The 25118-nt window shown below is 65.5% G+C and carries 17 protein-coding genes and 3 rRNA genes; all 20 read left to right on the top strand.

Going from position 1 to position 25118, the window contains the following annotated elements; genetic code table 11:
* Positions 1–519: 519 nt before the first annotated feature.
* The 20 genes from AWU67_RS08655 (at position 520) to cmk (ending at position 25094) form a co-directional block, all read left to right on the top strand.
* Positions 520–2047: ribosomal RNA gene (locus tag AWU67_RS08655) — 16S ribosomal RNA — on the top strand.
* A 459-nt stretch (positions 2048–2506) separates the two neighbouring features.
* Positions 2507–5621 (top strand): 23S ribosomal RNA (locus AWU67_RS08650).
* A gap of 191 nt (positions 5622–5812) precedes the next feature.
* Positions 5813–5928 (top strand): 5S ribosomal RNA (rrf, locus tag AWU67_RS08645).
* The 16S, 23S and 5S rRNA genes sit together here, the layout of an rRNA operon.
* A 108-nt stretch (positions 5929–6036) precedes the next feature.
* A complete protein-coding gene (locus AWU67_RS17735; protein ID WP_234407199.1) occupies positions 6037–8319 on the top strand; it encodes a primosomal protein in 2283 nt (760 codons plus the stop codon).
* On the top strand, positions 8294–9376 hold the full coding sequence (locus tag AWU67_RS08635; RefSeq protein ID WP_067227936.1) for an HAD-IIA family hydrolase: 1083 nt from the start codon (positions 8294–8296) through the stop codon (positions 9374–9376). Before AWU67_RS17735 ends, AWU67_RS08635 begins: the two co-directional genes overlap by 26 nt.
* Positions 9373–9537 (top strand): hypothetical protein, encoded by a 165-nt coding sequence (locus AWU67_RS17520; RefSeq protein ID WP_199922271.1) that lies wholly within the window; start codon positions 9373–9375, stop codon positions 9535–9537. The genes AWU67_RS08635 and AWU67_RS17520 overlap by 4 nt, the downstream gene beginning before the upstream one ends.
* A gap of 3 nt (positions 9538–9540) precedes the next feature.
* Positions 9541–10353 (top strand): TlyA family RNA methyltransferase, encoded by an 813-nt coding sequence (locus AWU67_RS08630; RefSeq protein ID WP_067227933.1) that lies wholly within the window; start codon positions 9541–9543, stop codon positions 10351–10353.
* A gap of 4 nt (positions 10354–10357) precedes the next feature.
* Positions 10358–11278, top strand: coding sequence for an NAD kinase (locus AWU67_RS08625; RefSeq protein ID WP_067227931.1), 921 nt, complete (start codon positions 10358–10360; stop codon positions 11276–11278).
* Positions 11271–12974: a DNA repair protein RecN gene (recN, locus tag AWU67_RS08620; RefSeq protein WP_067227928.1), complete on the top strand. Its 1704-nt coding sequence runs from the start codon at positions 11271–11273 to the stop codon at positions 12972–12974. The genes AWU67_RS08625 and recN overlap by 8 nt, the downstream gene beginning before the upstream one ends.
* A gap of 156 nt (positions 12975–13130) precedes the next feature.
* Positions 13131–15092 carry a CotH kinase family protein gene (locus AWU67_RS08615; RefSeq protein WP_067227926.1) on the top strand — a complete coding sequence of 654 codons (1962 nt, stop codon included), beginning with the start codon at positions 13131–13133 and terminating at the stop codon, positions 15090–15092.
* A gap of 56 nt (positions 15093–15148) precedes the next feature.
* A complete protein-coding gene (locus tag AWU67_RS08610) occupies positions 15149–16492 on the top strand; it encodes a PKD domain-containing protein (protein ID WP_199922270.1) in 1344 nt (447 codons plus the stop codon).
* Between the two features lie 105 nt (positions 16493–16597).
* Positions 16598–18292 (top strand): CTP synthase, encoded by a 1695-nt coding sequence (locus AWU67_RS08605; protein ID WP_425339182.1) that lies wholly within the window; start codon positions 16598–16600, stop codon positions 18290–18292.
* A 48-nt stretch (positions 18293–18340) separates the two neighbouring features.
* Positions 18341–18994 (top strand): NUDIX domain-containing protein, encoded by a 654-nt coding sequence (locus tag AWU67_RS08600; RefSeq protein ID WP_067227921.1) that lies wholly within the window; start codon positions 18341–18343, stop codon positions 18992–18994.
* 2 nt (positions 18995–18996) lie between these two features.
* Positions 18997–19968: a site-specific tyrosine recombinase XerD gene (xerD, locus tag AWU67_RS08595; protein ID WP_425339181.1), complete on the top strand. Its 972-nt coding sequence runs from the start codon at positions 18997–18999 to the stop codon at positions 19966–19968.
* Between the two features lie 141 nt (positions 19969–20109).
* Entirely contained in the window at positions 20110–20988 is an 879-nt protein-coding gene (locus AWU67_RS08590) for a ParA family protein (RefSeq protein ID WP_067232404.1), read from the top strand.
* Positions 20972–21820 carry a segregation and condensation protein A gene (locus tag AWU67_RS08585; RefSeq protein WP_067227918.1) on the top strand — a complete coding sequence of 283 codons (849 nt, stop codon included), beginning with the start codon at positions 20972–20974 and terminating at the stop codon, positions 21818–21820. The genes AWU67_RS08590 and AWU67_RS08585 overlap by 17 nt, the downstream gene beginning before the upstream one ends.
* Positions 21813–22436: an SMC-Scp complex subunit ScpB gene (gene scpB / locus AWU67_RS08580; protein WP_067227916.1), complete on the top strand. Its 624-nt coding sequence runs from the start codon at positions 21813–21815 to the stop codon at positions 22434–22436. The genes AWU67_RS08585 and scpB overlap by 8 nt, the downstream gene beginning before the upstream one ends.
* The gene (locus tag AWU67_RS08575) at positions 22423–23310 is read left to right on the top strand and encodes a pseudouridine synthase (RefSeq protein ID WP_082716863.1); all 888 of its coding nucleotides are present in this window, start codon (positions 22423–22425) and stop codon (positions 23308–23310) included. The genes scpB and AWU67_RS08575 overlap by 14 nt, the downstream gene beginning before the upstream one ends.
* On the top strand, positions 23310–24407 hold the full coding sequence (locus AWU67_RS08570; protein WP_067227914.1) for a prephenate dehydrogenase: 1098 nt from the start codon (positions 23310–23312) through the stop codon (positions 24405–24407). Before AWU67_RS08575 ends, AWU67_RS08570 begins: the two co-directional genes overlap by 1 nt.
* Positions 24408–24410: 3 nt before the next feature.
* Entirely contained in the window at positions 24411–25094 is a 684-nt protein-coding gene (cmk, locus tag AWU67_RS08565) for a (d)CMP kinase (protein WP_067227912.1), read from the top strand.
* Positions 25095–25118: the final 24 nt, after the last annotated feature.

Below are 25118 nucleotides of genomic sequence, written 5' to 3'. Positions count from 1 at the left end.
CCTGACCCGCCCGTATTGTTATCTCTTGTCGCCGCAACAGCGGGAAGTGAAAGCCTCCCGGACTGGTCAGCGACACGGTCTTAGCCACATATCCGCTGCTTCACGCATTTGCGTTCGGCCGGTTTCATGCCTAAGATTGCTTCTTGCCTCACCAACTCCCCGCTTACGGGTTTGAGTCGTTCGGCTGGTTTTCATGCCAGCAGTTTCTGATTCACTCGGTTTTGCGGGGCCGGGTTGGTCTGGTAAGTTAGACAAGTTGCCTCGGAGCGACACCCGCTGAAACGGCGGGGAGAATCCGGGTGCATCCGATCCTTGAGAACTCAACAGCGTGCACAATGTCAAATGCCAAAAACCCCAGATCACTTCGGTGATTGGGATTCCTTTGGAAAACATTTAAACAACAAAGCAAGTCAGTAATGATTTGTTCTGTCAGTTTCAAACTTGCTGAGATGTCCGCCTTTTTCCGGTGGTTTCGAAGCGCAAAATGTGACGCCAGCTTGCTGGTTAGTCGTATAAACATTTACGGAGAGTTTGATCCTGGCTCAGGACGAACGCTGGCGGCGTGCTTAACACATGCAAGTCGAACGATGAAGCTGGGTGCTTGCACCTGGTGGATTAGTGGCGAACGGGTGAGTAACACGTGAGTAACCTGCCCTTGACTCTGGGATAAGCGTTGGAAACGACGTCTAATACCGGATACGACCTTCGGAGGCATCTCCTGGGGGTGGAAAGAATTTCGGTCAAGGATGGACTCGCGGCCTATCAGCTAGTTGGTGAGGTAATGGCTCACCAAGGCGACGACGGGTAGCCGGCCTGAGAGGGTGACCGGCCACACTGGGACTGAGACACGGCCCAGACTCCTACGGGAGGCAGCAGTGGGGAATATTGCACAATGGGCGAAAGCCTGATGCAGCAACGCCGCGTGAGGGATGACGGCCTTCGGGTTGTAAACCTCTTTTAGTAGGGAAGAAGCGAAAGTGACGGTACCTGCAGAAAAAGCACCGGCTAACTACGTGCCAGCAGCCGCGGTAATACGTAGGGTGCAAGCGTTGTCCGGAATTATTGGGCGTAAAGAGCTCGTAGGCGGTTTGTCGCGTCTGCTGTGAAATCTGGGGGCTCAACCCCCAGCCTGCAGTGGGTACGGGCAGACTAGAGTGCGGTAGGGGAGATTGGAATTCCTGGTGTAGCGGTGGAATGCGCAGATATCAGGAGGAACACCGATGGCGAAGGCAGATCTCTGGGCCGTAACTGACGCTGAGGAGCGAAAGCATGGGGAGCGAACAGGATTAGATACCCTGGTAGTCCATGCCGTAAACGTTGGGAACTAGATGTGGGGGCCATTCCACGGTCTCCGTGTCGCAGCTAACGCATTAAGTTCCCCGCCTGGGGAGTACGGCCGCAAGGCTAAAACTCAAAGGAATTGACGGGGGCCCGCACAAGCGGCGGAGCATGCGGATTAATTCGATGCAACGCGAAGAACCTTACCAAGACTTGACATATACGAGAACGGGCCAGAAATGGTCAACTCTTTGGACACTCGTAAACAGGTGGTGCATGGTTGTCGTCAGCTCGTGTCGTGAGATGTTGGGTTAAGTCCCGCAACGAGCGCAACCCTCGTCCTATGTTGCCAGCACGTAATGGTGGGAACTCATGGGATACTGCCGGGGTCAACTCGGAGGAAGGTGGGGATGACGTCAAATCATCATGCCCCTTATGTCTTGGGCTTCACGCATGCTACAATGGCCGGTACAAAGGGCTGCAATACCGCAAGGTGGAGCGAATCCCAAAAAGCCGGTCTCAGTTCGGATTGAGGTCTGCAACTCGACCTCATGAAGTCGGAGTCGCTAGTAATCGCAGATCAGCAACGCTGCGGTGAATACGTTCCCGGGCCTTGTACACACCGCCCGTCAAGTCATGAAAGTCGGTAACACCCGAAGCCGGTGGCCCAACCCCTTGTGGGAGGGAGCTGTCGAAGGTGGGATCGGTGATTAGGACTAAGTCGTAACAAGGTAGCCGTACCGGAAGGTGCGGCTGGATCACCTCCTTTCTAAGGAGCACGTGCAGTCCGCCTCTGTATACAGGGCGATCAGATACTGCCAGCCATTACGGGAACACATGTTTCCCGGTGGCGCTCATGGGTGGAACATTGACATTGCAATAACGCGACGCTCGTCGGTTTTAGTACGTCACTTCGGTGAAAGGAACAGGCTGGTTGGTTGAGGGTTGTTGGAGCACGCTGTTGGGTCCTGAAGGACCGGGTCACGTTTTGACGTGGACGACCTTCTGGACTTCGGTCAACATCGGCATAGGCGTAAGCCGGCTGGTGTTGGGGAGTACCGCCCGTACTTTGAGAACTACACAGTGGACGCGAGCATCTTAGATTGATACTTCGGTATCAATCACAAAGATTTTTAGGACAACAACTTTGGTTGTTGTTCGACTAATCATTGGTCAATTTCGCACAATGCCTTCGGGTGTTGTGCACGATCGATTCAAACTCATGTGATTTCAAGATTCTAAGAGCAAACGGTGAATGCCTTGGCATGTAGAGCCGAAGAAGGACGTAGTAATCTGCGATAAGCCTCGGGGAGTTGATAAACGAACCGTGATCCGAGGATTTCCGAATGGGGAAACCCCGCCAGGTGCTTTCGGGCAACCTGGTGACTCCCGCCTGAATATATAGGGCGGGTAGAGGGAACGTGGGGAAGTGAAACATCTCAGTACCCACAGGAAGAGAAAACAATAGTGATTCCGTTAGTAGTGGCGAGCGAACCCGGAAGAGGCTAAACCGATCATGTGTGATAGCCGGCAGGCGTTGCATGGTCGGGGTTGCGGGACTTTTCTGCTGCTTCTGCCGAACAGTGAGCGTTACAAAGGAATATAGACGAATGCGTTTGAAAGCGCAGCCATAGACGGTGCCAGCCCGGTAGTCGAAATGTTCCAATGGCGCGAAGAGTATCCCAAGTAGCACGGGGCCCGAGAAATCCCGTGTGAATCTGTCAGGACCACCTGATAAGCCTAAATACTCCTACATGACCGATAGTGAACAAGTACCGTGAGGGAAAGGTGAAAAGTACCCCGGGAGGGGAGTGAAATAGTACCTGAAACCGTTTGCTTACAAACCGTTGGAGCCAGTCTGATTCTGGTGACAGCGTGCCTTTTGAAGAATGAGCCTGCGAGTTAGTGATCAGTGGCGAGCTTAACCCGTGAGGGGAATGCGTAGCGAAAGCGAGTCTTAATAGGGCGAATGAGTCGCTGGTCCTAGACCCGAAGCGAAGTGATCTATCCATGGCCAGGTTGAAGCGCGTGTAAGAGCGCGTGGAGGACCGAACCCACTTAGGTTGAAAACTGAGGGGATGAGCTGTGGATAGGGGTGAAAGGCCAATCAAACTTCGTGATAGCTGGTTCTCTCCGAAATGCATTTAGGTGCAGCGTTGCGTGTTTCTTGCCGGAGGTAGAGCTACTGGATAGCCGATGGGCCCTACAAGGTTACTGACGTTAGCCAAACTCCGAATGCCGGTAAGTGAGAGCGCAGCAGTGAGACAGTGGGGGATAAGCTTCATTGTCGAGAGGGAAACAACCCAGACCACCAACTAAGGTCCCAAAGCGCGTGCTAAGTGGGAAAGGATGTGGAGTTGCACAGACAACCAGGAGGTTGGCTTAGAAGCAGCCACCCTTGAAAGAGTGCGTAATAGCTCACTGGTCAAGTGATTCCGCGCCGACAATGTAACGGGGCTCAAGCACGCCACCGAAGTTGTGGCATTGATATTTTTGGTAGGCCTTCGTGGTCCAGCCGTATTGATGGGTAGGAGAGCGTCGTGTGGCCAGTGAAGCGGCGGTGTAAACCAGCCGTGGAGGCCACACGAGTGAGAATGCAGGCATGAGTAGCGAAAGACGGGTGAGAAACCCGTCCTCCGGAAGACCAAGGTTTCCAGGGTCAAGCTAATCTTCCCTGGGTAAGTCGGGACCTAAGGCGAGGCCGACAGGCGTAGTCGATGGACAACGGGTAGATATTCCCGTACCGCAGAAGAACCGCCCAAGCTAATCCAGTGATGCTAAGTGTCTGAATCCCCGTGACGGATCCCTTCGGGGTGATGCGTGTGGGCCTAGCACACGACCCTATGCTGGTGCGGTTAGCGTATTAACAGGTGTGACGCAGGAAGGTAGCCGAGCCGGGCGATGGTTGACCCGGTCTAAGAATGTAGGCCGAGAGATAGGCAAATCCGTCTCTCATATAAGGCTGAGACTCGATGGGTAGACGTAAGTCGAAATCGGTGATCCTATGCTGCCAAGAAAAGCATCGACGCGAGGTTCAATGTGCCCGTACCCCAAACCGACTCAGGTGGTCAGGTAGAGAATACTAAGGAGATCGAGAGAATCGTGGTTAAGGAACTCGGCAAAATGCCCCCGTAACTTCGGGAGAAGGGGGCCTGATGGGTGAAGGGATTTACTCCTGGAGCTTTTGAAGGCCGCAGAGACCAGTGGGAAGCGACTGTTTACTAAAAACACAGGTCCGTGCTAAGTCGCAAGACGATGTATACGGACTGACGCCTGCCCGGTGCTGGAAGGTTAAGAGGAACGGTTAGCGTAAGCGAAGCTGAGAATTTAAGCCCCAGTAAACGGCGGTGGTAACTATAACCATCCTAAGGTAGCGAAATTCCTTGTCGGGTAAGTTCCGACCTGCACGAATGGCGTAACGACTTCCCAGCTGTCTCAACCGCGAACTCGGCGAAATTGCACTACGAGTAAAGATGCTCGTTACGCGCAGCAGGACGGAAAGACCCCGTGACCTTTACTACAGCTTGGTATTGGTGTTCGGTGTGACTTGTGTAGGATAGGTGGGAGACTGTGAAGCTCGGACGCTAGTTCGGGTGGAGTCATTGTTGAAATACCACTCTGGTCACTCTGGACATCTAACTTCGAACCGTAATCCGGTTCAGGGACAGTGCCTGGTGGGTAGTTTAACTGGGGCGGTTGCCTCCTAAAATGTAACGGAGGCGCCCAAAGGTTCCCTCAACCTGGTTGGCAATCAGGTGTCGAGTGTAAGTGCACAAGGGAGCTTGACTGTGAGACTGACAAGTCGAGCAGGGACGAAAGTCGGGACTAGTGATCCGGCAGTGGCTTGTGGAAGCGCTGTCGCTCAACGGATAAAAGGTACCTCGGGGATAACAGGCTGATCTTGCCCAAGAGTCCATATCGACGGCATGGTTTGGCACCTCGATGTCGGCTCGTCGCATCCTGGGGCTGGAGTAGGTCCCAAGGGTTGGGCTGTTCGCCCATTAAAGCGGTACGCGAGCTGGGTTTAGAACGTCGTGAGACAGTTCGGTCCCTATCCGCTGCGCGCGCAGGAAATTTGAGAGGATCTGACCCTAGTACGAGAGGACCGGGTTGGACGAACCTCTGGTGTGTCAGTTGTTCCGCCAGGAGCACCGCTGATTAGCTACGTTCGGAATGGATAACCGCTGAAAGCATCTAAGCGGGAAGCCGGCCTCGAGATGAGATTTCCATCCCTTTTAGGGGAGAGGCTCCCAGTAGACGACTGGGTTGATAGGCTGGATGTGGAAGCGAGGACTAAAGACTCGTGGAGCTGACCAGTACTAATAAGCCGATATCTTGAAAAACACTACACACACACCGTTGTAAGGCTGGTGTGTGTGGCACGGAGAAAGTCCGTGAGAAGCTTGCGTCCACTATGTGGTTCTCGATGTACGGTCGAGAGCCAAACACACAACCAACACTGTGTGCACACCGTTCGCGGTGAGCCCGTGTTGTGCTTGTGCTTGTTTGATTCACTTTGATACATCAATAGTGTTTCGGCGGCCATAGCGAGAGGGAAACGCCCGGTCACATTCCGAACCCGGAAGCTAAGACTCTCTGCGCCGATGGTACTGCAGGGGGACCCTGTGGGAGAGTAGGACACCGCCGGACTTACTTTGAAAAATGGCCACCCAGCAATGGGTGGCCATTTTTTGTTAAGTCATAATTGCCTAGGTGGCTGCGATTCGTAGCGCCATTAACAGAGAACAGGAAAGTACCGTGAGCGATTCTTCATCCCAGGGTCAGGGACCCGAGCGCGAGAAGCGTCCATCGCGGGACAGCCGAGGCAACGAGACACGAAACAACAGCTCCGCACGTGCTCCGCAGCGCGACGCAGGGCAGCAGAAGCCGTGGGAGAAGCGCGACAGCGCTGACCGGCGCCCGGCCCGCGACGGTGAACGGAAGCCGTGGGAGAACCGCAGCTCCGGCTCGTCGACCGGTGGCGACCGCCGCCCGCCGCGTGACGGTGAGCGCAAGCCGTGGGAGAACCGCGACAGCAGCAGCCGTCCCGCCCGCGATGGTGAGCGGAAGCCGTGGGAGAACCGCAGCTCCGGCTCGTCGACCGGTGGCGACCGCCGCCCGCCGCGTGACGGTGAGCGCAAGCCGTGGGAGAACCGCGACAGCTCCGACCGCCGCCCGCCGCGTGATGGTGAGCGCAAGCCGTGGGAGAACCGCGACAGCAGCAGCAGCCGTCCCGCCCGCGATGGTGAGCGGAAGCCGTGGGAGAACCGCAGCTCCGGCTCGTCGACCGGTGGCGACCGCCGCCCGCCGCGTGACGGTGAGCGCAAGCCGTGGGAGAACCGCGACAGCAGCAGCAGCCGTCCCGCCCGCGATGGTGAGCGGAAGCCGTGGGAGAACCGCAGCTCCGGCTCGTCGACCGGTGGCGACCGCCGCCCGCCGCGTGACGGTGAGCGGAAGCCGTGGGAGAACCGCGACAGCTCCGACCGCCGCCCGCCGCGTGACGGTGAGCGCAAGCCCTGGGAGAACCGCGACAGCTCCGACCGCCGCCCGCCGCGCGATGGAGACCGCCGGCCCTGGGAGAACCGCGACAGCTCCGACCGCCGCCCGCCGCGCGATGGAGACCGCCGGCCCCCGCGCGCCGGTGGCGAGCAGAAGCTCTGGACCCGCGATGGCGCCCCCGCGCGCAACGACCGTGAGGCAGAGCGTCAGGCCCGCTACGACGAGGAGATGACCGACGAGCAGCGCCGCCAGCACGAGCTGCGCATGGTGCGCCCTCGTCACGACGACCCCGATCTGCCCGACGACGTCACCGCGAACGACCTGGACCGCGGAGCCCGCAACGAGCTCAAGACGCTCACCAAGGACAACGCCGAGTGGGTGGCCAAGCACCTCGCGATGGCGGCACGCCTCATCGACGAAGACCCCGAGCTTGCCCACAAGCACGTGTTGTCGGCCGCACGCCGTGCCGGCCGCATCGCCATCGTGCGCGAGACGCTCGCCGTCACCGCTTACGCGACCGGCGACTTCGCACTGGCTCTGCGCGAGCTGCGCACCTACCGTCGCATCTCGGGTAAGAACGACCAGATCGCGTTGATGGTCGACAGCGAGCGTGGCGTTGGTCGCCCCGACCGGGCCCTCGAGCTCGGCCGCAGCATCGACCGCAGCACCCTGCCCGACTCGGTGCAGGTGGAGCTCGCGATCGCCATGTCCGGTGCGCGCCTCGACCTCGAGCAGCCCGAGCTGGCGCTCGTCGAGCTGGAGGTTTCGCAGCTTGACCCGAACACGGCTTTCAGCTACAGCCCGCCGCTGTTCGCCGCCTACGCCGAGGTTCTCGAAGAGCTCGGCCGCGACGCGGATGCCGCCGAATGGCGTGCCCGCGCTAACCGCGCCGCCGGAGCACTTGCCGCGGCATACGGCGAGGACGGCAACGAGACCATCTCCGTCTACGAGGAGGAGCTCGACTACATCGACTTCGCCGATGACGAGGGCGACGACGGCATCTTCGTCGACGACGAGCCGGCAGCTGCCGCGCCTGCCGAGGACGAGGACGAGGCCGTTGCTGACGCGCCCGTCCTGTCGGAGACCATCGACACCGCCTCGATCAAGAACGTCTCAGCCGAGGATGAGGTTGCCGAGCTGCTCGGCGAGGACACCGAAGCCGAGAGCGTTGCTGCCGACGAGGCAGCCGTCGCTGCGGCACCGCAGGCCGATGAGCCCGTCGCCGCACCGAAGGCGAAGAAGGCCGTGAAGGAGCCCAAGGCCGAGAAGGCTGAGAAGGCCGAGAAGGCCGAGAAGGTCGAGAAGGCGCCCAAGGCTCCGAAGGCCGAGAAGGCTGAGAAGGCCGAAAAGGCTGACAAAGCAGTGAAGGCGCCCAAAGCTGTCAAGACCGTCAAGGTCGAGAAGGCTGACAAGGCTGAGAAGGCTGAGAAGGCCGTGAAGGCTCCCAAGGCCGACACCGCAGAGAAGCCCAAGAAGGCGAAGGCAGTCAAGGCGCCGAAGGCCGACGAGGGCGACGATGGCGCTGTTCCGACGGAGAAGTAGCCAGGTGGCTGCCGCAACCCCTCTGGACGGCGTCGACGTGCTGCTCGCCGACCTGGACGGCGTCGTGTACGCCGGTCCGAAGGCGATCCCGCACGCCGTGGAGAGCCTGAATCGCGCCGCCGAGGCGTTGCGCGTCGGCTACATCACGAACAACGCCTCCCGTTCGGACGCCTCCGTCGCCGAGCATCTCAGCGAACTCGGCCTCAGCGTGCAGGCGGACGACGTCGTGACCTCGCCACAGGCCGCGATGCGGCTGCTCACCGGCCTCATCGAGCCGGGCGCCCTGGTGCTCGTCGTCGGTGGCGACGGGCTCGTCGTCGAGGTCGAGAAGGCCGGATTCCGGGTGACCCGCTCGGCCGATGACCTGCCGGCCGCCGTCGTGCAGGGTTTCGCGCCCGACGTCGGCTGGGCGCAGCTGGCCGAAGCCGCATTCGCCCTGGCGCCCACCGGCCCCGGCGCCGACATCCCCTGGGTGGCGACCAATACCGACTGGACGATCCCGGTTGCCCGGGGTATCGCGCCTGGCAACGGCACGCTCGTCTCGGCCGTGCACACCGCCGTCGGGCGGCTGCCGCTCGTCGCAGGCAAGCCGGAGGTCCCGATCTTCGAGGTCGCCAGGGAGCGCTTCTCTGCCAGCAATGCGCTGTTCATCGGTGACCGGCTCGACACCGACATCCTGGGTGCCAACCGCGCCGGGATGACCTCCCTTCTCGTGCTCACCGGCATCGACAAGGCCAAGCAGGCCCTGGCGGCCGGGGCCGACATGCGTCCACGCTTCATCTTGAGCGACCTGCGGCAGCTCCACGAGCCTTACCCGGAGACGATGCTCTCTGCCGACGGCACTCAGGCGACGGTCAACGCGGCCAGCGTGCGCCTGCGCGGCAACGACGTGCAGATCGTCAAGGCCGGCGACGGTGGCATCGACCTGTTGCGCGCCGCCTGCGCCGTGATCTGGGGCTCTGGCCGCGCGATATATGGCCTGAACGTCCCGGAGGAGCTCTACGCCGACGGCGCGGGCGTAGCCCTGTCAGCGGCTGGCAGTAACGTGGCAGTGTGACCACAGCAGACAACGAGTACTCGGCAGAGGAGCGCCTGGCAGCACGCCTGCGCTCGATCGACGAGCAGCCGGTGGCCGAGCGCGCAGAGGCCTACGTGCAGCTGCACGATGAGATGCGCGCCAGACTAGAAGGCGGCGACGCCGCGGGAACGCAGGCCTAGGGCATGACCGATCACACAGAGGGTGTGCGTCTCGACGCCGCACTCGCCGAGCGCGGCCTGGCCCGCTCCCGCACCCACGCTGCGACCCTGGTCGCCGATGGTCTCGTCACCGTCAACGGCAAGCCGGTCATCAAGGCGGCCACGAAGGTGTTCCCGTCGCAGAAGATCGAGGTCGCGGGCGCCGACCACTACGTCAGCCGCGCCGCGCACAAGCTCATCGCCGCCCTCGACACCTTTCCGGTGCACGTTTCCGGCGCCACGGTGCTCGACGCCGGCGCGTCGACCGGTGGCTTCAGCCAGGTGCTGCTCGAGCGCGGTGCGGCACGGGTTCTGGCAGTCGACGTCGGGCACGGCCAGTTGGCCCCCCAGCTCGCACACGAGGACCGCCTGTCCTTGGTCGAGGGTTTCAACGTGCGCTACATGACGGCCGCGTCGCTGGCGGCCGCCAGCGGCTGGCCGGAGCAGCCGAGCGTCGTCGTCGGAGACCTCTCCTTCATCTCCCTCACGACTGTGTTGCCTGCACTCGTCGAGACCGCCGTTGACGGCGCGAACTTCGTGCTGCTGGTCAAACCGCAGTTCGAGGTGGGGCGCACCGGCATCCGCGAGGGCGTCGTCAAGAACCCCGGACTGCGTGCGGATGCCGTCAACGCAGTGCTCTGGGCGGCCCACGACCTCGGGCTCCGCACGGCCGGCCTCGTGGCCTCGCCGATCGCAGGCGGATCCGGGAATCACGAGTATCTGGTCTGGTTGAGCGCCACAACGGGCTCCGATCCGTCAGAATGGATCGATCGAGTCACAGCCACGACGGGAGCATGACGTTATGACGCCAGTGCAGCGCCCCATCCTCGTCGTCGCGCACACCGGTCGGCGTGACGCACTCGAGGCAGCCGTAGCGGCCTGCGCGCAGCTGCGTGCCGCCGGGGCAACCCCCGTCATCCCCGCCGACCAGCGCGACGACCTGAAAGACTTCTTCCCCGACCACGGTGGCTCGCTGTTGACACTCGGCGTCGAGGTGCAGGCCGCTGAGCTGGAACTCGTCGTCGTCCTCGGCGGCGACGGCACGATTCTGCGTGCCGCCGAGTTGGTGCGCAGCGCGTCCACGCCGTTGCTCGGAGTCAACCTCGGACACGTCGGATTCCTGGCCGAGAGCGAGCGCGACAGCCTGAGCGAGGCGATCAGCCGCGGGCTCGACCGGGACTACCACGTCGAGGAGCGCATGACGCTCGCCGTGCGGGTCAAGCAGGGTGAAGACGTGGTCTACGAGACGTGGGCTCTGAACGAGGCCACCGTCGAGAAGGCGAGCGGGGAGCGGATGCTCGAAGTCGTCATCGAGGTCGACGGCCGGCCGCTCTCCAGCTTCGGCTGTGACGGCGTGGTCATGTCGACGCCCACCGGTTCCACCGCCTATGCCTTCTCCGGTGGCGGCCCGATCGTCTGGCCCACGCTGGACGCCATGCTGCTCGTGCCGCTGAGCGCCCACGCCCTCTTCGCCCGGCCCCTCGTTGTCGGCCCAGACTCCTCGCTCGCCGTCGAGGTGCTCGCTCGCACCTCCGCCTCCGGAGTGCTCTGGTGCGACGGCCGACGTACCCGCGACCTGCCGCCCGGCGCGCGCGTCGTGGTGCGCCGCAGCCCGGTTCCCGTGCGACTGGCCCGCCTGCACGAGGCGCCGTTCACCGATCGGCTCGTGAACAAGTTCCAACTCCCGGTCACCGGCTGGAGAGGGCCCGTCGGACGTGATTGAGGAACTGACGATTCGTGACCTCGGCGTGATCGCCGAGGCTGTTCTGCCGCTCGGCCCGGGGTTCACCGCCGTCACCGGCGAGACCGGTGCGGGCAAGACGATGGTCGTCTCTGCGCTCGGCCTGTTGCTCGGTGAGCGTGCCGACGCCGGCGCGGTGCGCCAGGGCCAGGCCCAGAGCTGGGTCGAGGGCCGCTGGGTGGTCGCGGAGGACGGTCCGGTCGCCGAACGCGTCCGCTTGGCCGGGGGAGACCTCGACGGCCCTGAGCTGCTGCTCGGCCGCACCGTCTCTGCCGAGGGCCGCAGCCGCGCCATCGTCGGGGGCCGACAGGCGCCCGCCGCGGTGCTCGCCGAGCTCGCCGACCACCTGGTGATCGTGCATGGCCAGTCCGAGCAGATGCGACTGCGCTCGGCGACCGCGCAACGTGAGGCCCTCGACCGTTTTGCCGGCTCCGACTTCGCGGCCGTTCTCGACTCCTACGGCCGGGCCTACCGCCGCTGGCACACCAACGACGAAGAGCTGGCCAGACTGCGCAGCGAGCGCGACCGCCGCTCCCGTGAGGCGGAGGAGCTGCGCGAGGCCCTCGCCGAGATCGAGGCCGTCGCCCCGCTGCCCGGCGAGGACACCGAGCTCACCGAGCGTGCAGAGCGCCTGAACAACCTCGAGGAGCTGCGTCAGGCAGCCACGATCGCCCGCGAGCAGATCTCGGCCGAGAACGACGGCGGGGGCATCATCGACACCCCTGATGCCCTCACCCTGATGAACGCCGCCCGGCGGGCGGTGGAGCGCGCCGCCGCGCACGATGCGACACTCAGCCCGATCGCAGAGTCGCTGGCGAGCATCGAGTTCCTGCTGGCGGATGTGGTGGGCGAGTTGTCCACCTATCTGGACGGTCTCGACACCGACGGCTCGCGGGAGCTTGAGACTGTGCAGGAGCGCCGTGCCGAGCTCGCCGCGCTGGTGCGCAAGTACGGCAGCTCCCTCGACGAGGTCATCGAGGCGATGGAACTCGGCAGCAGCCGGCTGTTCGAGCTGGACGGCGACGCCGAGCGCATCGCCGAGCTCGAGGCCGCCGTTGCATCCGATCACGACGTGGTCGACCGCCTCGCCGCCGAACTCAGCGCGCTGCGCACCGCCGCCGCCGAACGGTTCGCCCGCCAGGTCACGGCAGAACTCGGCCCTCTCGCCATGCCGAACGCCGAGCTCTCTATCGAGGTCAGCCCGCGTGACGAGCTGGGGGCAAGCGGCGGCGACACCGTCTCGATCCTGCTGAAGCCGCACGCCGGGGCAGACCCGCGGCCCCTGGGGCGCGGCGCATCCGGCGGTGAGCTCTCCCGTGTGATGCTCGCAATCGAGGTCGTGGTGGCCGGCACCGACCCCGTGCCGACCTTCGTCTTCGATGAGGTGGATGCCGGCATCGGCGGCGCCGCCGCGATCGAGATCGGGCGGCGGCTGGCCCGGCTAGCCGAATCGGCCCAGGTCATTGTCGTGACACACCTCGCGCAGGTCGCCGCTTTCGCGCAGAACCACCTCACCGTGGTCAAGGACCGCGATGGCGCGGTCACCGCGAGCAGTGTTCGGCAGCTGCAGGGGGATGAGCGCGTCGCCGAGATGGCCCGCCTGCTCTCTGGCCTGCCCGACTCGGCGAGCGGTCTGGAACACGCCCGCGAGCTGATCTCGCTGGCGCAGGACAGCTGACGCCTTCGCAAGGAATCCTCATTTTGACCCCCTGACGGGGTGGTATTAGGCGCTGCGTCATGCCAACATGGGCGATGCACCGTACCCGAACCGGTGCGAGTGCTCGCGCCTACCCAAGCGCCGGCGCTCACAGTATCTCTGGAGAGAGACGAATCAATGGCGATTCAGCGCACCCGAAGCGTGGCCCTCGCACTGACCCTCACGATGACGTGTGGAGCTCTGGTCGTCGTGCAAGCGGCACCGGCGTATGCGGATCCCGGCGGGATCGTGATCTCAGAGCTCAACTACCATGCCGTCTCCGACGTCGACGGCGACGACTTCCTTGAGCTGAGCAACACCAGCGCGGCCAGCATCGATGTCTCCGGCTGGTCCTTCAGCGCCGGCGTGACCGGCACCCTGCCGGCCGGCACCGTCATCCCCGCGAACGGTTACCTCGTGGTGGGCAAGGATGCCGCACGGTTCCAGCTGACCTATGGGTTCGCCCCGGATGCGGTCTACGGCGGCAATCTCAGCAACAGCGGCGAGACCGTGACCCTTGTCGACGGCGCGCTCGCCGTCATCGACACCGTCACCTACGCCGACGTCGCCCCGTGGCCGACATCCCCGGACGCAACCGGCCCGACGCTGGAGCTGCGCGACCTGCTCTCCGACAACACCCTGCCCGAGAGCTGGGGCGCGAGCGTGGCGACCGGCGGCACCCCCAAGGCCGTCAACTCGATCAACGGAACCGGCGTGCCGCCGGCCATCACCGAGACGCTGGCCACGCCGGCCCGGCCAACGCCGAGTCAAGCCGTGGTCGTCAGCGCTCGCCTGCAGCCGGGTTCGACGGCAACGCTGAGCTACAAGATCATGTTCGCGGCCGACGTCGCCATCCCATTCCTGGATGACGCGGCTAGCCCGGGCGGCGCCGGCGACGGCGTCTATGCCGCGACGATCCCCGCGCAGTCGGGTGGCAAGCTGATTCGCTACCGCATCGACGCCATGGCCGGGAGCAAGGCCTACTCGATGCCCGCGGCAGGGGAGTCGATGCGTTACCGCGGCGTCGTGGTCAGGGACAGCGCGGTCACCAGCCAGCTGCCCGTCATCGAGTGGTTCATGGACGACGCCGTCTACGCCGACATCCTCGCCAACCACCGGCTCGACGATGTCGCCGGTGCGGCCGTCTGGGCCTACAACGGCGAGGTGATCGACGGCGTGCAGATGAGCGTGCGTGGCAACTCTTCCCGCACCGACGCGAAGGTCAACTGGAAGGTCGTGATGCCGGCCGGGTACAAGTTCGACCTTGGTGGCCAACTGCCCTACGCACTCGACAAGTTTGCGCTGCAGAACTACTCGGCCAACTTCGCCGACGTCGGCTGGAGCACCGTGAAGGCGGCGGGGGCGCGCGGCCTGAGCATTATCCCGGTGCGCACCCAGCGCAACGCGGCCTTCTGGAGCCTGGGGCGCATCATGGAGACCGAGGACGGCTCCTGGCGGACCGCGCAAGGGGTGAAGAACTGGGCCATCTACAAGGCCGACGGCGGCGCCGTCGGCAAGACGGCATCTCCGGCCGCGCTCAAGGCGGCCCTCTGGCTCGACAAGAAGACCCGCGAGGACGAGGACTTCACGGACGTCTGGACACTCAGCAACACGGTAGACGCCCCGGCGTCGGCCGCCCAGCAGGCGTGGATCTACGAGAACGTCAACGTGCCGGAGCTGATCAACTACATGGCGATCAACTCGATCATGCGCCACCAGGACAGCGGCTGGTACAACTGGTGGCTGGCCCGCGATACCGAGGGAACAGGCCGCTGGGAGATGTGGCACTGGGACCTCAACTGGATCTTCACCGTGCCAGCCTCTGACGGCAAGGGGCTCTTCCTCACCCCGGACACCTCGAACCGGTTCACCCAGGCGATGCTGAAGTACCCCGAGTTCAAGGAGATGTTCTACCGGCGGCTGAGCACCCTCTCCGACCAGTTCCTGGCGGCGGGGCAGTTCGAGGCACAGTGGGACGCGATCTCAACGAAGACCACCCCCGAGTGGAACCTGGATCGCGCCAAGTGGGGCGGATACACCCCGCATCGGCACGGTCGGCTTTCATTGCGGGCCTCGCCGACCGGCGGGCGGCCATCATAGGCAACACCGGTGCGGGCAAGCTCGTTCCCGTCTCCCAGTCGCCGAACGCCGCGGTCGTGATCAACGAGATCCAGTACCACCCGGCCGGAACCGGCGGCGAGTTCATCGAACTCGCGAACCCCGGCACAACCGCCGTGGACATCTCTGGCTGGACCATCGACGCCGTCGGCCTCACTATCCAACCGGGAACCGTAGTGCCGGCCGGAGGACGCGTGGTGTTCGTCGCCACGGATGTCGCGTTCCGTGCGGCCTACACCGGGGCCAACCGCCTCGTCGGCGGGAGCTTCAGCGGAACCCTTGACGATGCGGGGGAGGCCGTCATCCTGAAGGCCGGAACGCGCATCGTCGATTCCGTCAGCTACACGAATGCCGCCCCGTGGCCCGCGGCCGCAGACGGCACCGGTCCGTCGCTCGAGTTGCTGTCGCCGACGGCAGACAACGCGGACCCTGCGAACTGGCGCGCTGCGTCCGGCGTGCAGGGAACACCGGGGCTGCCCAACACGCCGGATGCCGCGGCCAACATCGCGCCGAGCGCCGGCCTGACCGCAAGCGCCACGGGGCTCACCGTCGCCGTGAACGGCTCCACCTCACGGGACCCGGACGGCACCATCGCCAGCTATGCCTGGAAGTTCAGCGACAACGGCACCGCGAGCGGCATCAGCGCAAGTCACACCTTCGCGGCGGCCGGAACCTACACCGTGACGTTGACGGTGACCGACAACAAGGGGGCAACGGGCACCGCGAGCCAGACGATCACGGTCACGGCCACCCCGGGCGGCGCTTTCGCTGTCGACACCTTCGCGCGCACCGTCACCGGTGGGCTCGGCACCGCCGAGACGGGCGGGGCCTGGGCGCCCCAGGCCAACGCGTCGTCCTTCGCCGTCAATGGTGGGGAAGCGAAGATCACCGCGAAATCGGGCACGAGCATGAGGGTGTTCCTCAATGCGGTCTCGTCCACGGACACGGACCTGAAGACGAAGATCTCGTTCACGCGACAAACGGCCAGCAGCATGTACGCCGGTGTGGTCGCCCGTCAGGTCGGTGCGGCCAGCTATGGGGCTCGTGTCGTCGTGAGCGCATCGGGGGCGGTTCAGCTGCAAACACAGCTGAACACGGACACGATCCTCAAGTCGGCGAACCTCTCTGGCGTCAGTTACGCGACGGGAGACAAGCTGAACCTGCGCGTGCAGGTCTTCAGCACGGCGCCGACGACGATCCGTGCGAAGGCATGGAAGGTTGGTGCGGCCGAGCCTGCCAGCTGGCTGGTGAGCTCGACAGACGCAACGGCGGCGCTCCAAGCGCCGGGCTCGATCGGCCTGTACAGCTACCTGAGCAGCACGGCCAGCCCGTCGCCGATCGTGGTGTCGTACGACGATTTCTGGGCAGGCCCCACGAATTGATCACCCGTTGTGTAACGCATCGGTTCGGGGCGGCGACTCGCCGCTCCGAACCGATTCTGCGCACACTGGCCAAGTTCAGGATCTGGCCTGATAAGATCGAGGCCCGTGGTGAACAATAAGAACGCGGACAACTCAGACGGCATTACCAAGCACATTTTCGTGACCGGTGGTGTCGTTTCTTCATTGGGCAAGGGTCTGACGGCGGCGAGCCTCGGCAACCTTCTGACCGCTCGCGGGCTGCGTGTTGTGATGCAGAAGCTGGACCCCTACCTGAACGTGGACCCGGGCACGATGAACCCGTTCCAGCACGGCGAGGTCTTCGTGACCGACGACGGGGCTGAGACCGACCTCGACATTGGCCACTACGAGCGCTTCCTGGACATCAACCTGAGCCAGGCCGCCAACGTGACCACCGGCCAGATCTACTCGACGGTGATCGCCAAGGAGCGCCGCGGCGAGTACCTCGGAGACACGGTGCAGGTCATCCCGCACATCACCGACGAGATCAAGCGCCGCATGCGCCTGCAGGCCAGCGAAGAGCCCCAGCCCGACGTGATCATCACCGAGGTCGGCGGAACCGTCGGCGACATCGAGTCGCAGCCGTTCCTCGAGGCCGCCCGCCAGGTGCGGCACGAGCTCGGCCGCAAGAACGTCTTCTTCGTGCACGTCTCGCTTGTTCCCTACATGGGCGCCTCCGGCGAGCAGAAGACCAAGCCGACCCAGCACTCCGTTGCCACCCTGCGCTCGATCGGTATCCAGCCCGACGCGCTGGTGCTGCGCAGCGACCGCCCGGTGACCGAGAGCAACAAGCGCAAGATCGCGCTGATGTGTGACGTCGAGGAGGAGGCCGTCATCAACACGCCGGATCTCCGCAGCGTGTACGACATCCCCACCGTGCTGCACGCGCAGGGCCTGGACGCCTACATCATCGAGCAGCTCGGCTTGGCCAAGGCCGGCGACGTGAACTGGGACGGCTGGCAGAAGGTGCTCGATGCCGTGCACGAGCCCAAGCACGAGGTCACCATCGGACTGGTCGGCAAGTACATCGACCTGCCGGATGCCTACCTCTCGGTGACCGAGGCGCTGCGCGCCGGCGGTTTCGCCCAGCAGACCAAGGTCAACATCAAGTGGATCCCCTCTGATGAGTGCGAGACCGAGGAGGGTGCTGCCCGCAACCTTGCCCCGCTCGACGCCATCTGCGTGCCCGGCGGCTTCGGCGTGCGCGGCATCGAGGGCAAGCTCGGAGCCCTGACCTTCGCCCGTGAGAACGGCATCCCGACGCTCGGCCTCTGCCTCGGCCTGCAGTGCATGGTCATCGAGTACGCCCGCACCAAGGCCGGCCTGACCGGCGCGTCCTCGACCGAGTTCGACCCGGAGACCGAGTTCCCCGTGATCGCGACCATGGAGGAGCAGGTCGAGATCATCAGCGGCGGCGACCTGGGCGGCACCATGCGCCTCGGCCTCTACGAGGCGGCGCTCGCCGAGGGCTCGCTCGTGGCCGAGCTGTACGGCTCGACGCTCATCACCGAGCGCCACCGCCACCGTTACGAGGTCAACAACGGATACCGCGAGCAGATCGCGGCGGCCGGCCTGTCGTTCTCCGGCACCTCGCCCGACCGCCATCTGGTCGAGTTCGTCGAGCTGCCGCGCGACCAGCACCCGTTCTACGTCGCGACGCAGGCACACCCCGAGCTGCGCTCGCGCCCGAACAACGCGCACCCGCTGTTCCGCGGCCTCGTCTCTGCCGCCCTCGACCGCCAGCAGGCCAGCCGCCTGTTCGAGGTCAAGGACGCCGAGTAACGGCGCCCGAGCAACGAAACCACGTCACGGAGCAGAGTAGCGACGCACATGCCACACGCTGAGGAGCCCCGCGAGCCGCTTGCCGACACCCGGCAGGCGGCCCCGGTGCTCTCCTCGAGCACCGTCTTCGACGGGCGCGTGTGGGGTGTGCGTCGCGACCGCTTCGAGTACAACGGCGCCGAGATCGAGCGCGAGTACGTCGACCACAGCGGGGCCGTCGCAGTGCTCGCCATCGACGATGCGGAGCGTGTGCTGCTGATCAAGCAGTACCGCCACCCGGTGCGGATGCGCGAGTGGGAGATCCCGGCCGGCCTGCTCGACATCCGCGGGGAGAGCCCGCTGCGCGCTGCGCAGCGCGAACTCGCCGAGGAGACCGACCTGCAGGCCGCAGAGTGGAGCGTGCTCAGCGAGTTCTACACGTCGCCGGGCGGCAGCGACGAGGCGATCCGGATCTACTTGGCCCGCGGGCTCACTGCGACGGCGTCGCCGTTCCCGCGCAGCGATGAGGAAGCCGACATCGAGCTGCGCTGGGTCGGCCTCGACGAGCTCGTCGACGCCGTCATGGCCAGACGGCTGCAGAACCCCTCGCTCGTGATCGGCGCGCTCGCCGCCACGGTGGCCCGTTCGCGCGGGTGGCAGGGACTGGATGCCGGCGACACGAGTTGGCCGCGGCATCCGAAGAGCGAAGCGCTCGGGGAATGAGCATGGAGCCGGAAACGGCGACAGCCCCCGGCCAGGACCCAGCGACGCTGCCGCCCGCCCCACCGCCCACTGCGATGCAGCGCGCCGTGCAGAACTACCTGCGCCATGTCACCGTGGAGCGCGGGCTCTCGACCAACACCATCGCCGCCTACCGCCGCGACCTCGCCCTGTACACGCAGTGGCTGGCGGGGGAGGGCGTCGACGACCCGTCCGGTGTCACAGGCAACCACGTCGGCGCGTTCGTTCAGCACCTCGGCACGCGCGAGGAGGAGCCGCTCCAGGCGTCTTCGATCGCCCGGGTGCTCTCCTCGGTGCGCGGCTGGCACCGCTTCCTGCTCGAAGAGGGGCACACCGAGACGGATGTCGCCCACGAGACGAAGCCGCCCAAGCTCGGCAGCCGACTGCCCAAGGCGATCACGATCGAGCAGGTCGAGGCACTGCTGGACGCCACTCGCGGCGACGAGATCCAGCAGCTGCGCGACCGCGCACTGCTCGAGCTGCTCTACGCCACCGGCGCCCGCGTCTCTGAGGCGGTCGACCTGAACGTCGATGACGTGATCGACCAAGACGTGGTGCGCCTGCTCGGCAAAGGCGGCAAACAGCGCATCGTGCCCGTTGGCAGCTTCGCCAGGGCCGCACTCGACGCCTACCTGGTGCGCGCCCGTCCGGTGCTCTCCCGCCGGGGAACCGCCACGCCCGCGCTGTTCCTCGGGCTCCGCGGCCAGCGGGTATCCCGGCAGAACGCCTGGCTCATCATCCGGGCCGCTGCCGCCCGTGCGGGCCTCGACATCGAGGTGTCCCCGCACACGCTTCGACACTCCTTCGCCACCCACCTGCTGGCCGGCGGCGCCGATGTGCGCGTCGTGCAGGAGTTGCTCGGCCACTCGTCGGTGGCCACCACACAGATCTACACCCTGGTCACGGCCGACACTCTGCGCGATATGTACACGAGTGCCCACCCGCGCGCTCGCTAGAATCGTCTGAGTGCCCCGCGGCCTCGCCGCGACGGCGCGACACAGGCAACAGTTTGAGTGGGCATCGGCCCAGACCAGGAGATCAGCGTGGCGAGCAAGCGAGACCACTCGGCAGAACTTCCCCTCGCTGAACTTTCCGCCATGGGCGACCTCGCCTACGGCCGGGGCGTGCGGCAGGAGCCGGGCATGGGCCCGACCAACCGCCCGCAGACCGACTTCCCCGTGCCCGCGCCGCTGAAGAGCCACGGCCCGGCCCGCATCATCGCCCTCTGCAACCAGAAGGGCGGCGTCGGCAAGACCACGACGACGATCAACCTGGGCGCGACGCTGGCCGAGTACGGCCGCCGGGTGCTGGCCATCGACTTCGACCCGCAGGGCGCCCTCTCGGCCGGACTCGGCGTGCAGACCCACGACGTGCCGACCATCTACGACCTGCTGCTGTCGCGCTCCGCCAAGCCGGCCGACGCCATCCAGAAGACCCGGGTTCCGGGACTCGACGTCATCCCGGCCAACATCGACCTCTCCGCCGCCGAGGTGCACCTGGTCAACGAGGTCGCCCGCGAGCAGATCCTCGCCAGCGTGCTGCGCAAGGTCAGCGACGACTACGACGTCATCCTGATCGACTGCCAGCCGTCGCTCGGGCTGCTCACCGTCAACGCCCTCACCGCCAGCCACGGCGTGCTGATCCCGCTGGAGTGCGAGTTCTTCGCCCTGCGCGGCGTCGCGCTGCTGATCGAGACCATCGACAAGGTGCGCGACCGGCTGAACCCAGCCATCGAGCTCGACGGCATCCTGGCCACCATGTACGACTCGCGTACGCTGCACTCGCGCGAGGTGCTCGACCGTGTCGTCGAGGCCTTCGGCGACAAGGTGCTCGAGACCGTCATCGGCCGCACCGTGAAGTTCCCGGATGCCAGCGTCGCCGGCGCCCCGATCACCCAGTTCGCACCGGAGCACGCGGCGGCCCGCGCCTACCGGCAGCTCGCCAGGGAACTGGTCAGTCGTGGCGCCGTCGCCTAGCGGCCTCGCGCCAGCACCCCACGAAGCACCCACCGGCGACGGGGGTTTCTCCGTCGCGCTCAGCAACTTCTCCGGACCGTTCGACTTGCTGCTCAGCCTGATCGCCAAGCACGAACTGGACATCACCGAGGTGTCGCTCAGCCGCGTCACCGATGAGTTCATCGCCTACCTGCGCGGCCTCGACTCCGAGAAGGAGCTCGACCAGGCCAGCGAGTTCGTCGTCGTGGCCGCCACTCTGCTCGACCTCAAGGTCGCCGGGCTGCTGCCGCAGGGCGAGCTCGTCGACGCGGAAGACGTCGCACTGCTGGAGGCCCGCGACCTGCTGTTCGCCCGACTGCTGCAGTACCGAGCGTTCAAGGAGGCCTCGGCCTGGTTCGCCGGCCACCTCGAAGTGGAGTCGCAGCGGCACGCCCGCACCGTGCGGCTGGAGGAGAAGTACCGCCAGCAGACACCCGAACTCGTCTGGAGCCTCTCCGCCGCCGACTTCGCCGCCCTCGCCACGTTCGCCATGGCACCGCGCGCCATCCCGGTTGTCGGGCTGGACCACCTGCACGCGCCGCTCGTCAGCATCCGCGAGCAGGCCGCCCACATCGTCGCCGTGCTGCGCGGGGGAGAGCCGGTCACGTTCCGGCAGCTGATCAGCGGGCTCGACCAAACGGCGGGGCAGAAGGGCATCGTCATCGCCCGCTTCCTGGCCGTGCTCGAGCTGTACCGGCACGCCGCGATCGCCTTCGAGCAGCTCGAGCCGCTCGGCGAGCTGACCCTGCGCTGGACAGCGGAGGTCTGGACCGACGACAGCCTCGCCAACCTGGGAGCAGATTACGATGCCTGAACTCGAAACCGAGACCGAGACTGGAACTGTGCAAGAGACCGACAACGCACTCGACATCGACCGCGCCCTGGAGGCCGTGCTGCTCGTCGCTGACGAGCCGCAGGGCCTGGTGCACCTGGCCACCGCCATCGGCCGGCCGGTCGAGGAGGTGGCGGCATCCGTCGCACGCCTCGTCAACGACTATGACGGCGTCGACGCAGCGGGCAACCCCGCCGGTGTGCGCCGCGGCTTCGAACTGCGCGAGGTCGGCGGCGGTTGGCGCTTCTACGTGCGCGCAGAGTACGACACCGTCGTAGCTGACTTCGTGATGACGCAGAACCCCAGCAAGCTCTCCCAGGCCGCGCTGGAGACGCTCGCCGTCATCGCATACAAGCAGCCCATCAGCCGCGGCTCCGTCGCCTCGATCCGGGCGGTGAACGTCGACTCCGTCGTGCGCACGCTGCTCGGCCGCGGCCTCATCACCGAAGCATTCACCGACGCCGAAACCGGCGCCATCAACTACACCACGACCGACTTGCTGCTCGCGCAGCTCGGTCTGAACTCCCTCGACGAACTGCCGCCGATCTCTCCTCTTCTCGAGGACGGCGCGGAAGGATTTAGCCATGACCTCCGATGACTTCAACCCCAAGGATTACGACGCGGAAGACTTCGGTCCCGACGATGACTTCGTGCGCATCCCGGATGCCGGCCCGACAGGCGTTCGCCTGCAGAAGCTGCTCGCCGCCGCCGGCATCGCCTCCCGCCGCGTCGTCGAGGAGTACATCGTCGAGGGCCGTATCTCGGTGAACGGCGTCGTCGTCAAGGAGCTCGGCACCCGGGTGAACCCGGAGACCGACCTGGTCTCGGTCAACGGCCTTGGTGTGCAGCTCGACCAGAGCAAGCGCTACATCATGCTGAACAAGCCGACCGGCGTCGTCTCCTCGCTGAACGACGAGCAGGGTCGCCCCGACCTCAGCTACTTCACCGACCAGTTCGAGGAACGCCTCTACAACGTGGGCCGCCTGGATGCCGAGACCAGCGGTCTGCTCATCCTCACCAACGACGGCGACCTCGCACACACCCTGGCGCACCCCTCCTTCGGCGTGACGAAGACCTATGTCGCCAAGGTGCGCGGCAAGATGACGGCCCAGACCATCGCCCTGCTGCAGCGTGGCATCGAGCTGGAGGACGGCCCGATCAAGGCCGACAAGGCCCGCATCCTCTCCGACCCGGCCGGTTCGCAGACCCACAGCGTCGTCGAGATCACCCTGCACTCCGGGCGCAACCGCATCGTGCGGCGCATGTTGGCCGAGGTCGGCCACCCGGTCGTGGACCTGGTGCGCCGCCAGTTCGGCCCGCTGAACCTCGGCACCTTGCCGATCGGCCAGATGCGCGAGCTGAGCAAGGCCGAGCTCGGCCAGGTGCTCACCATCTCGCGCGACGGCGCAGAAGCCCAGGAACGGTACGCCGTGCGCCAGGCCGACAAGAACCCGAAGAAGCGCGGTCTGTGATGGCAGTGAACCCCAACGCAGAGAGCCGGCTCGCCGGCCCGGTGCGCGTCGTCGGCGCCGGCCTGCTCGGCACCAGCGTTGGCCTCGGCCTGCGCGCCCGCGGCATCGAGGTCTTCCTCGCTGACGCCTCGCCGACAAACGTGAGCATCGCCACCGACCTCGGCGCCGGGCGCCCCGCCACAGCAGGCGACGCCCCGCAGCTGATTGTCGTCGCCGTTCCGCCGGACGTGACCGCCGACGTCGTCGAGCGCGAGCTCGCCGATTACCCGGACGCGATCGTCACCGACGTCGCCAGCGTCAAGCTGCAGATTCTGGACAGCCTCATCGCGCGTGGCGCCGACGTGTCCCGCTACGTCGGCTCGCACCCGATGGCCGGGCGGGAGCGCGGCGGCCCCCTCGCCGGCCGCGCCGACCTCTTCGTCGGCCGCCCTTGGGTGGTCGCCGGCCACGACGCCATCTCGTACAAGCGGGCCAGCGCCATCGACGACCTCATCCTCGACCTTGGCGCCACCCTCGTCGAGATGAGCGCCGAGGAGCACGACCGCGGCGTCGCCCTGATCTCGCACGTGCCCCAGGTCGTGTCTAGCCTGATGGCCCGCCGCCTCGTCGACGCGCCGAGTGCCTCGGTCAACCTCGCCGGCCAGGGCCTGCGCGACGTCACCCGCGTCGCCGCCAGCGACCCAGAGCTCTGGGTGCAGATCCTCGGCGCGAACTCCACCCCGGTGCGCGAGATCCTCACCGCCTACCGCGAGGACCTCGACCGCTTCATCGAGGCGCTGGAAGACGTCAACGCCCCCGGCGCCCGCCGCCGCGTGGCCGAGGAGATCGCTGGCGGCAACACCGGCGTGGCCCGGCTGCCCGGCAAGCACGGCATCGACAAGCGCTTCTCGACCATGATCGTGATGGTCGATGACACCCCCGGACAGCTGGCCCGCCTGCTGCACGAGATCGGCGAGATCGGCGTCAACCTCGAGGACCTCCGCCTCGAGCACGCGCAGGGCGTACAGGTCGGCCTGGCCGAGATCTCCGTAGTTCCCGAGGCAGTCGAACGCCTCACCACCGAGCTGGTCGCCCGCGGCTGGCGGATTGCAGGCTAAAGCATGGCTGTTTCAACCCCCGTCTTCGTCGCCATCGACGGCCCAGCCGGCAGCGGCAAGTCCAGCGTGAGCAAGGCCGTCGCCCGCACCCTCGGCTACGGCTACCTCGACACCGGCGCCGCCTACCGGGCGCTGGCCTGGCTGGTACTGGAGAACGGTGTCGACAAGGACGACGCGGATGCCGTCATCCGCACCCTCGACGACTTCGACTACTTCATCGCCACCGACCCCGACGCCTACGTCGTGCGGGTCGGCCAGACCGACGTGACCGACGCCATCCGCGAGCCGCGGGTGAGTGCTGCGGTCAGCGCGATCGCCCGCGTGCCCGCCGTGCGCGCGCACCTGGTCCAGCTGTTCCGACGCATCGCCGCCGGCGTCGACGCCCCCGGCGTCGTGGTCGAGGGCCGGGACATCACCACGGTCGTCGCGCCGGACGCCCCGGTGCGCATCCTTCTCACAGCTTCGGAAGAGGCTAGAATGGCCAGACGGTCCGCCGAACTGCAGGATGACGCCGCCGCAACCGCGGGAGCCGAGCTCAAGAAGCGCGATCAGGCTGATTCCCGCGTGGTCGACTTCCTGAACGCGGCAGAGGGCGTGACCACGGTCGATTCGACCGAACTGAACTTTGCCGAAACCGTCGATGCCGTCATCGCGGTGATCGCCGACACGCAATCCCCGGTCTCCTAGAGCCCACACGGCCACAGAGACCCA

The sequence above is a fragment of the Microterricola viridarii genome (assembly GCF_001542775.1).
Classification (GTDB): Bacteria; Actinomycetota; Actinomycetes; order Actinomycetales; family Microbacteriaceae; genus Microterricola; species Microterricola viridarii_A.
Note: the sequence above shows the minus strand (reverse complement) of the source record. Positions and strands in the feature narration are given on the sequence as shown.

Coding starts and splice junctions, on each gene's coding strand:
- scpB (WP_067227916.1), top strand. CDS start 21,813: ATGCCTGAACTCGAAACCGAGACCGAGACTGGAACTGTGCAAGAGACC.
- AWU67_RS08600 (WP_067227921.1), top strand. CDS start 18,341: ATGCCACACGCTGAGGAGCCCCGCGAGCCGCTTGCCGACACCCGGCAG.
- AWU67_RS08615 (WP_067227926.1), top strand. CDS start 13,131: ATGGCGATTCAGCGCACCCGAAGCGTGGCCCTCGCACTGACCCTCACG.
- AWU67_RS08590 (WP_067232404.1), top strand. CDS start 20,110: ATGGGCGACCTCGCCTACGGCCGGGGCGTGCGGCAGGAGCCGGGCATG.
- xerD (WP_425339181.1), top strand. CDS start 18,997: ATGGAGCCGGAAACGGCGACAGCCCCCGGCCAGGACCCAGCGACGCTG.
- AWU67_RS08625 (WP_067227931.1), top strand. CDS start 10,358: ATGACGCCAGTGCAGCGCCCCATCCTCGTCGTCGCGCACACCGGTCGG.
- AWU67_RS08635 (WP_067227936.1), top strand. CDS start 8,294: ATGGCGCTGTTCCGACGGAGAAGTAGCCAGGTGGCTGCCGCAACCCCT.
- AWU67_RS08570 (WP_067227914.1), top strand. CDS start 23,310: ATGGCAGTGAACCCCAACGCAGAGAGCCGGCTCGCCGGCCCGGTGCGC.
- AWU67_RS08630 (WP_067227933.1), top strand. CDS start 9,541: ATGACCGATCACACAGAGGGTGTGCGTCTCGACGCCGCACTCGCCGAG.
- AWU67_RS08575 (WP_082716863.1), top strand. CDS start 22,423: ATGACCTCCGATGACTTCAACCCCAAGGATTACGACGCGGAAGACTTC.
- cmk (WP_067227912.1), top strand. CDS start 24,411: ATGGCTGTTTCAACCCCCGTCTTCGTCGCCATCGACGGCCCAGCCGGC.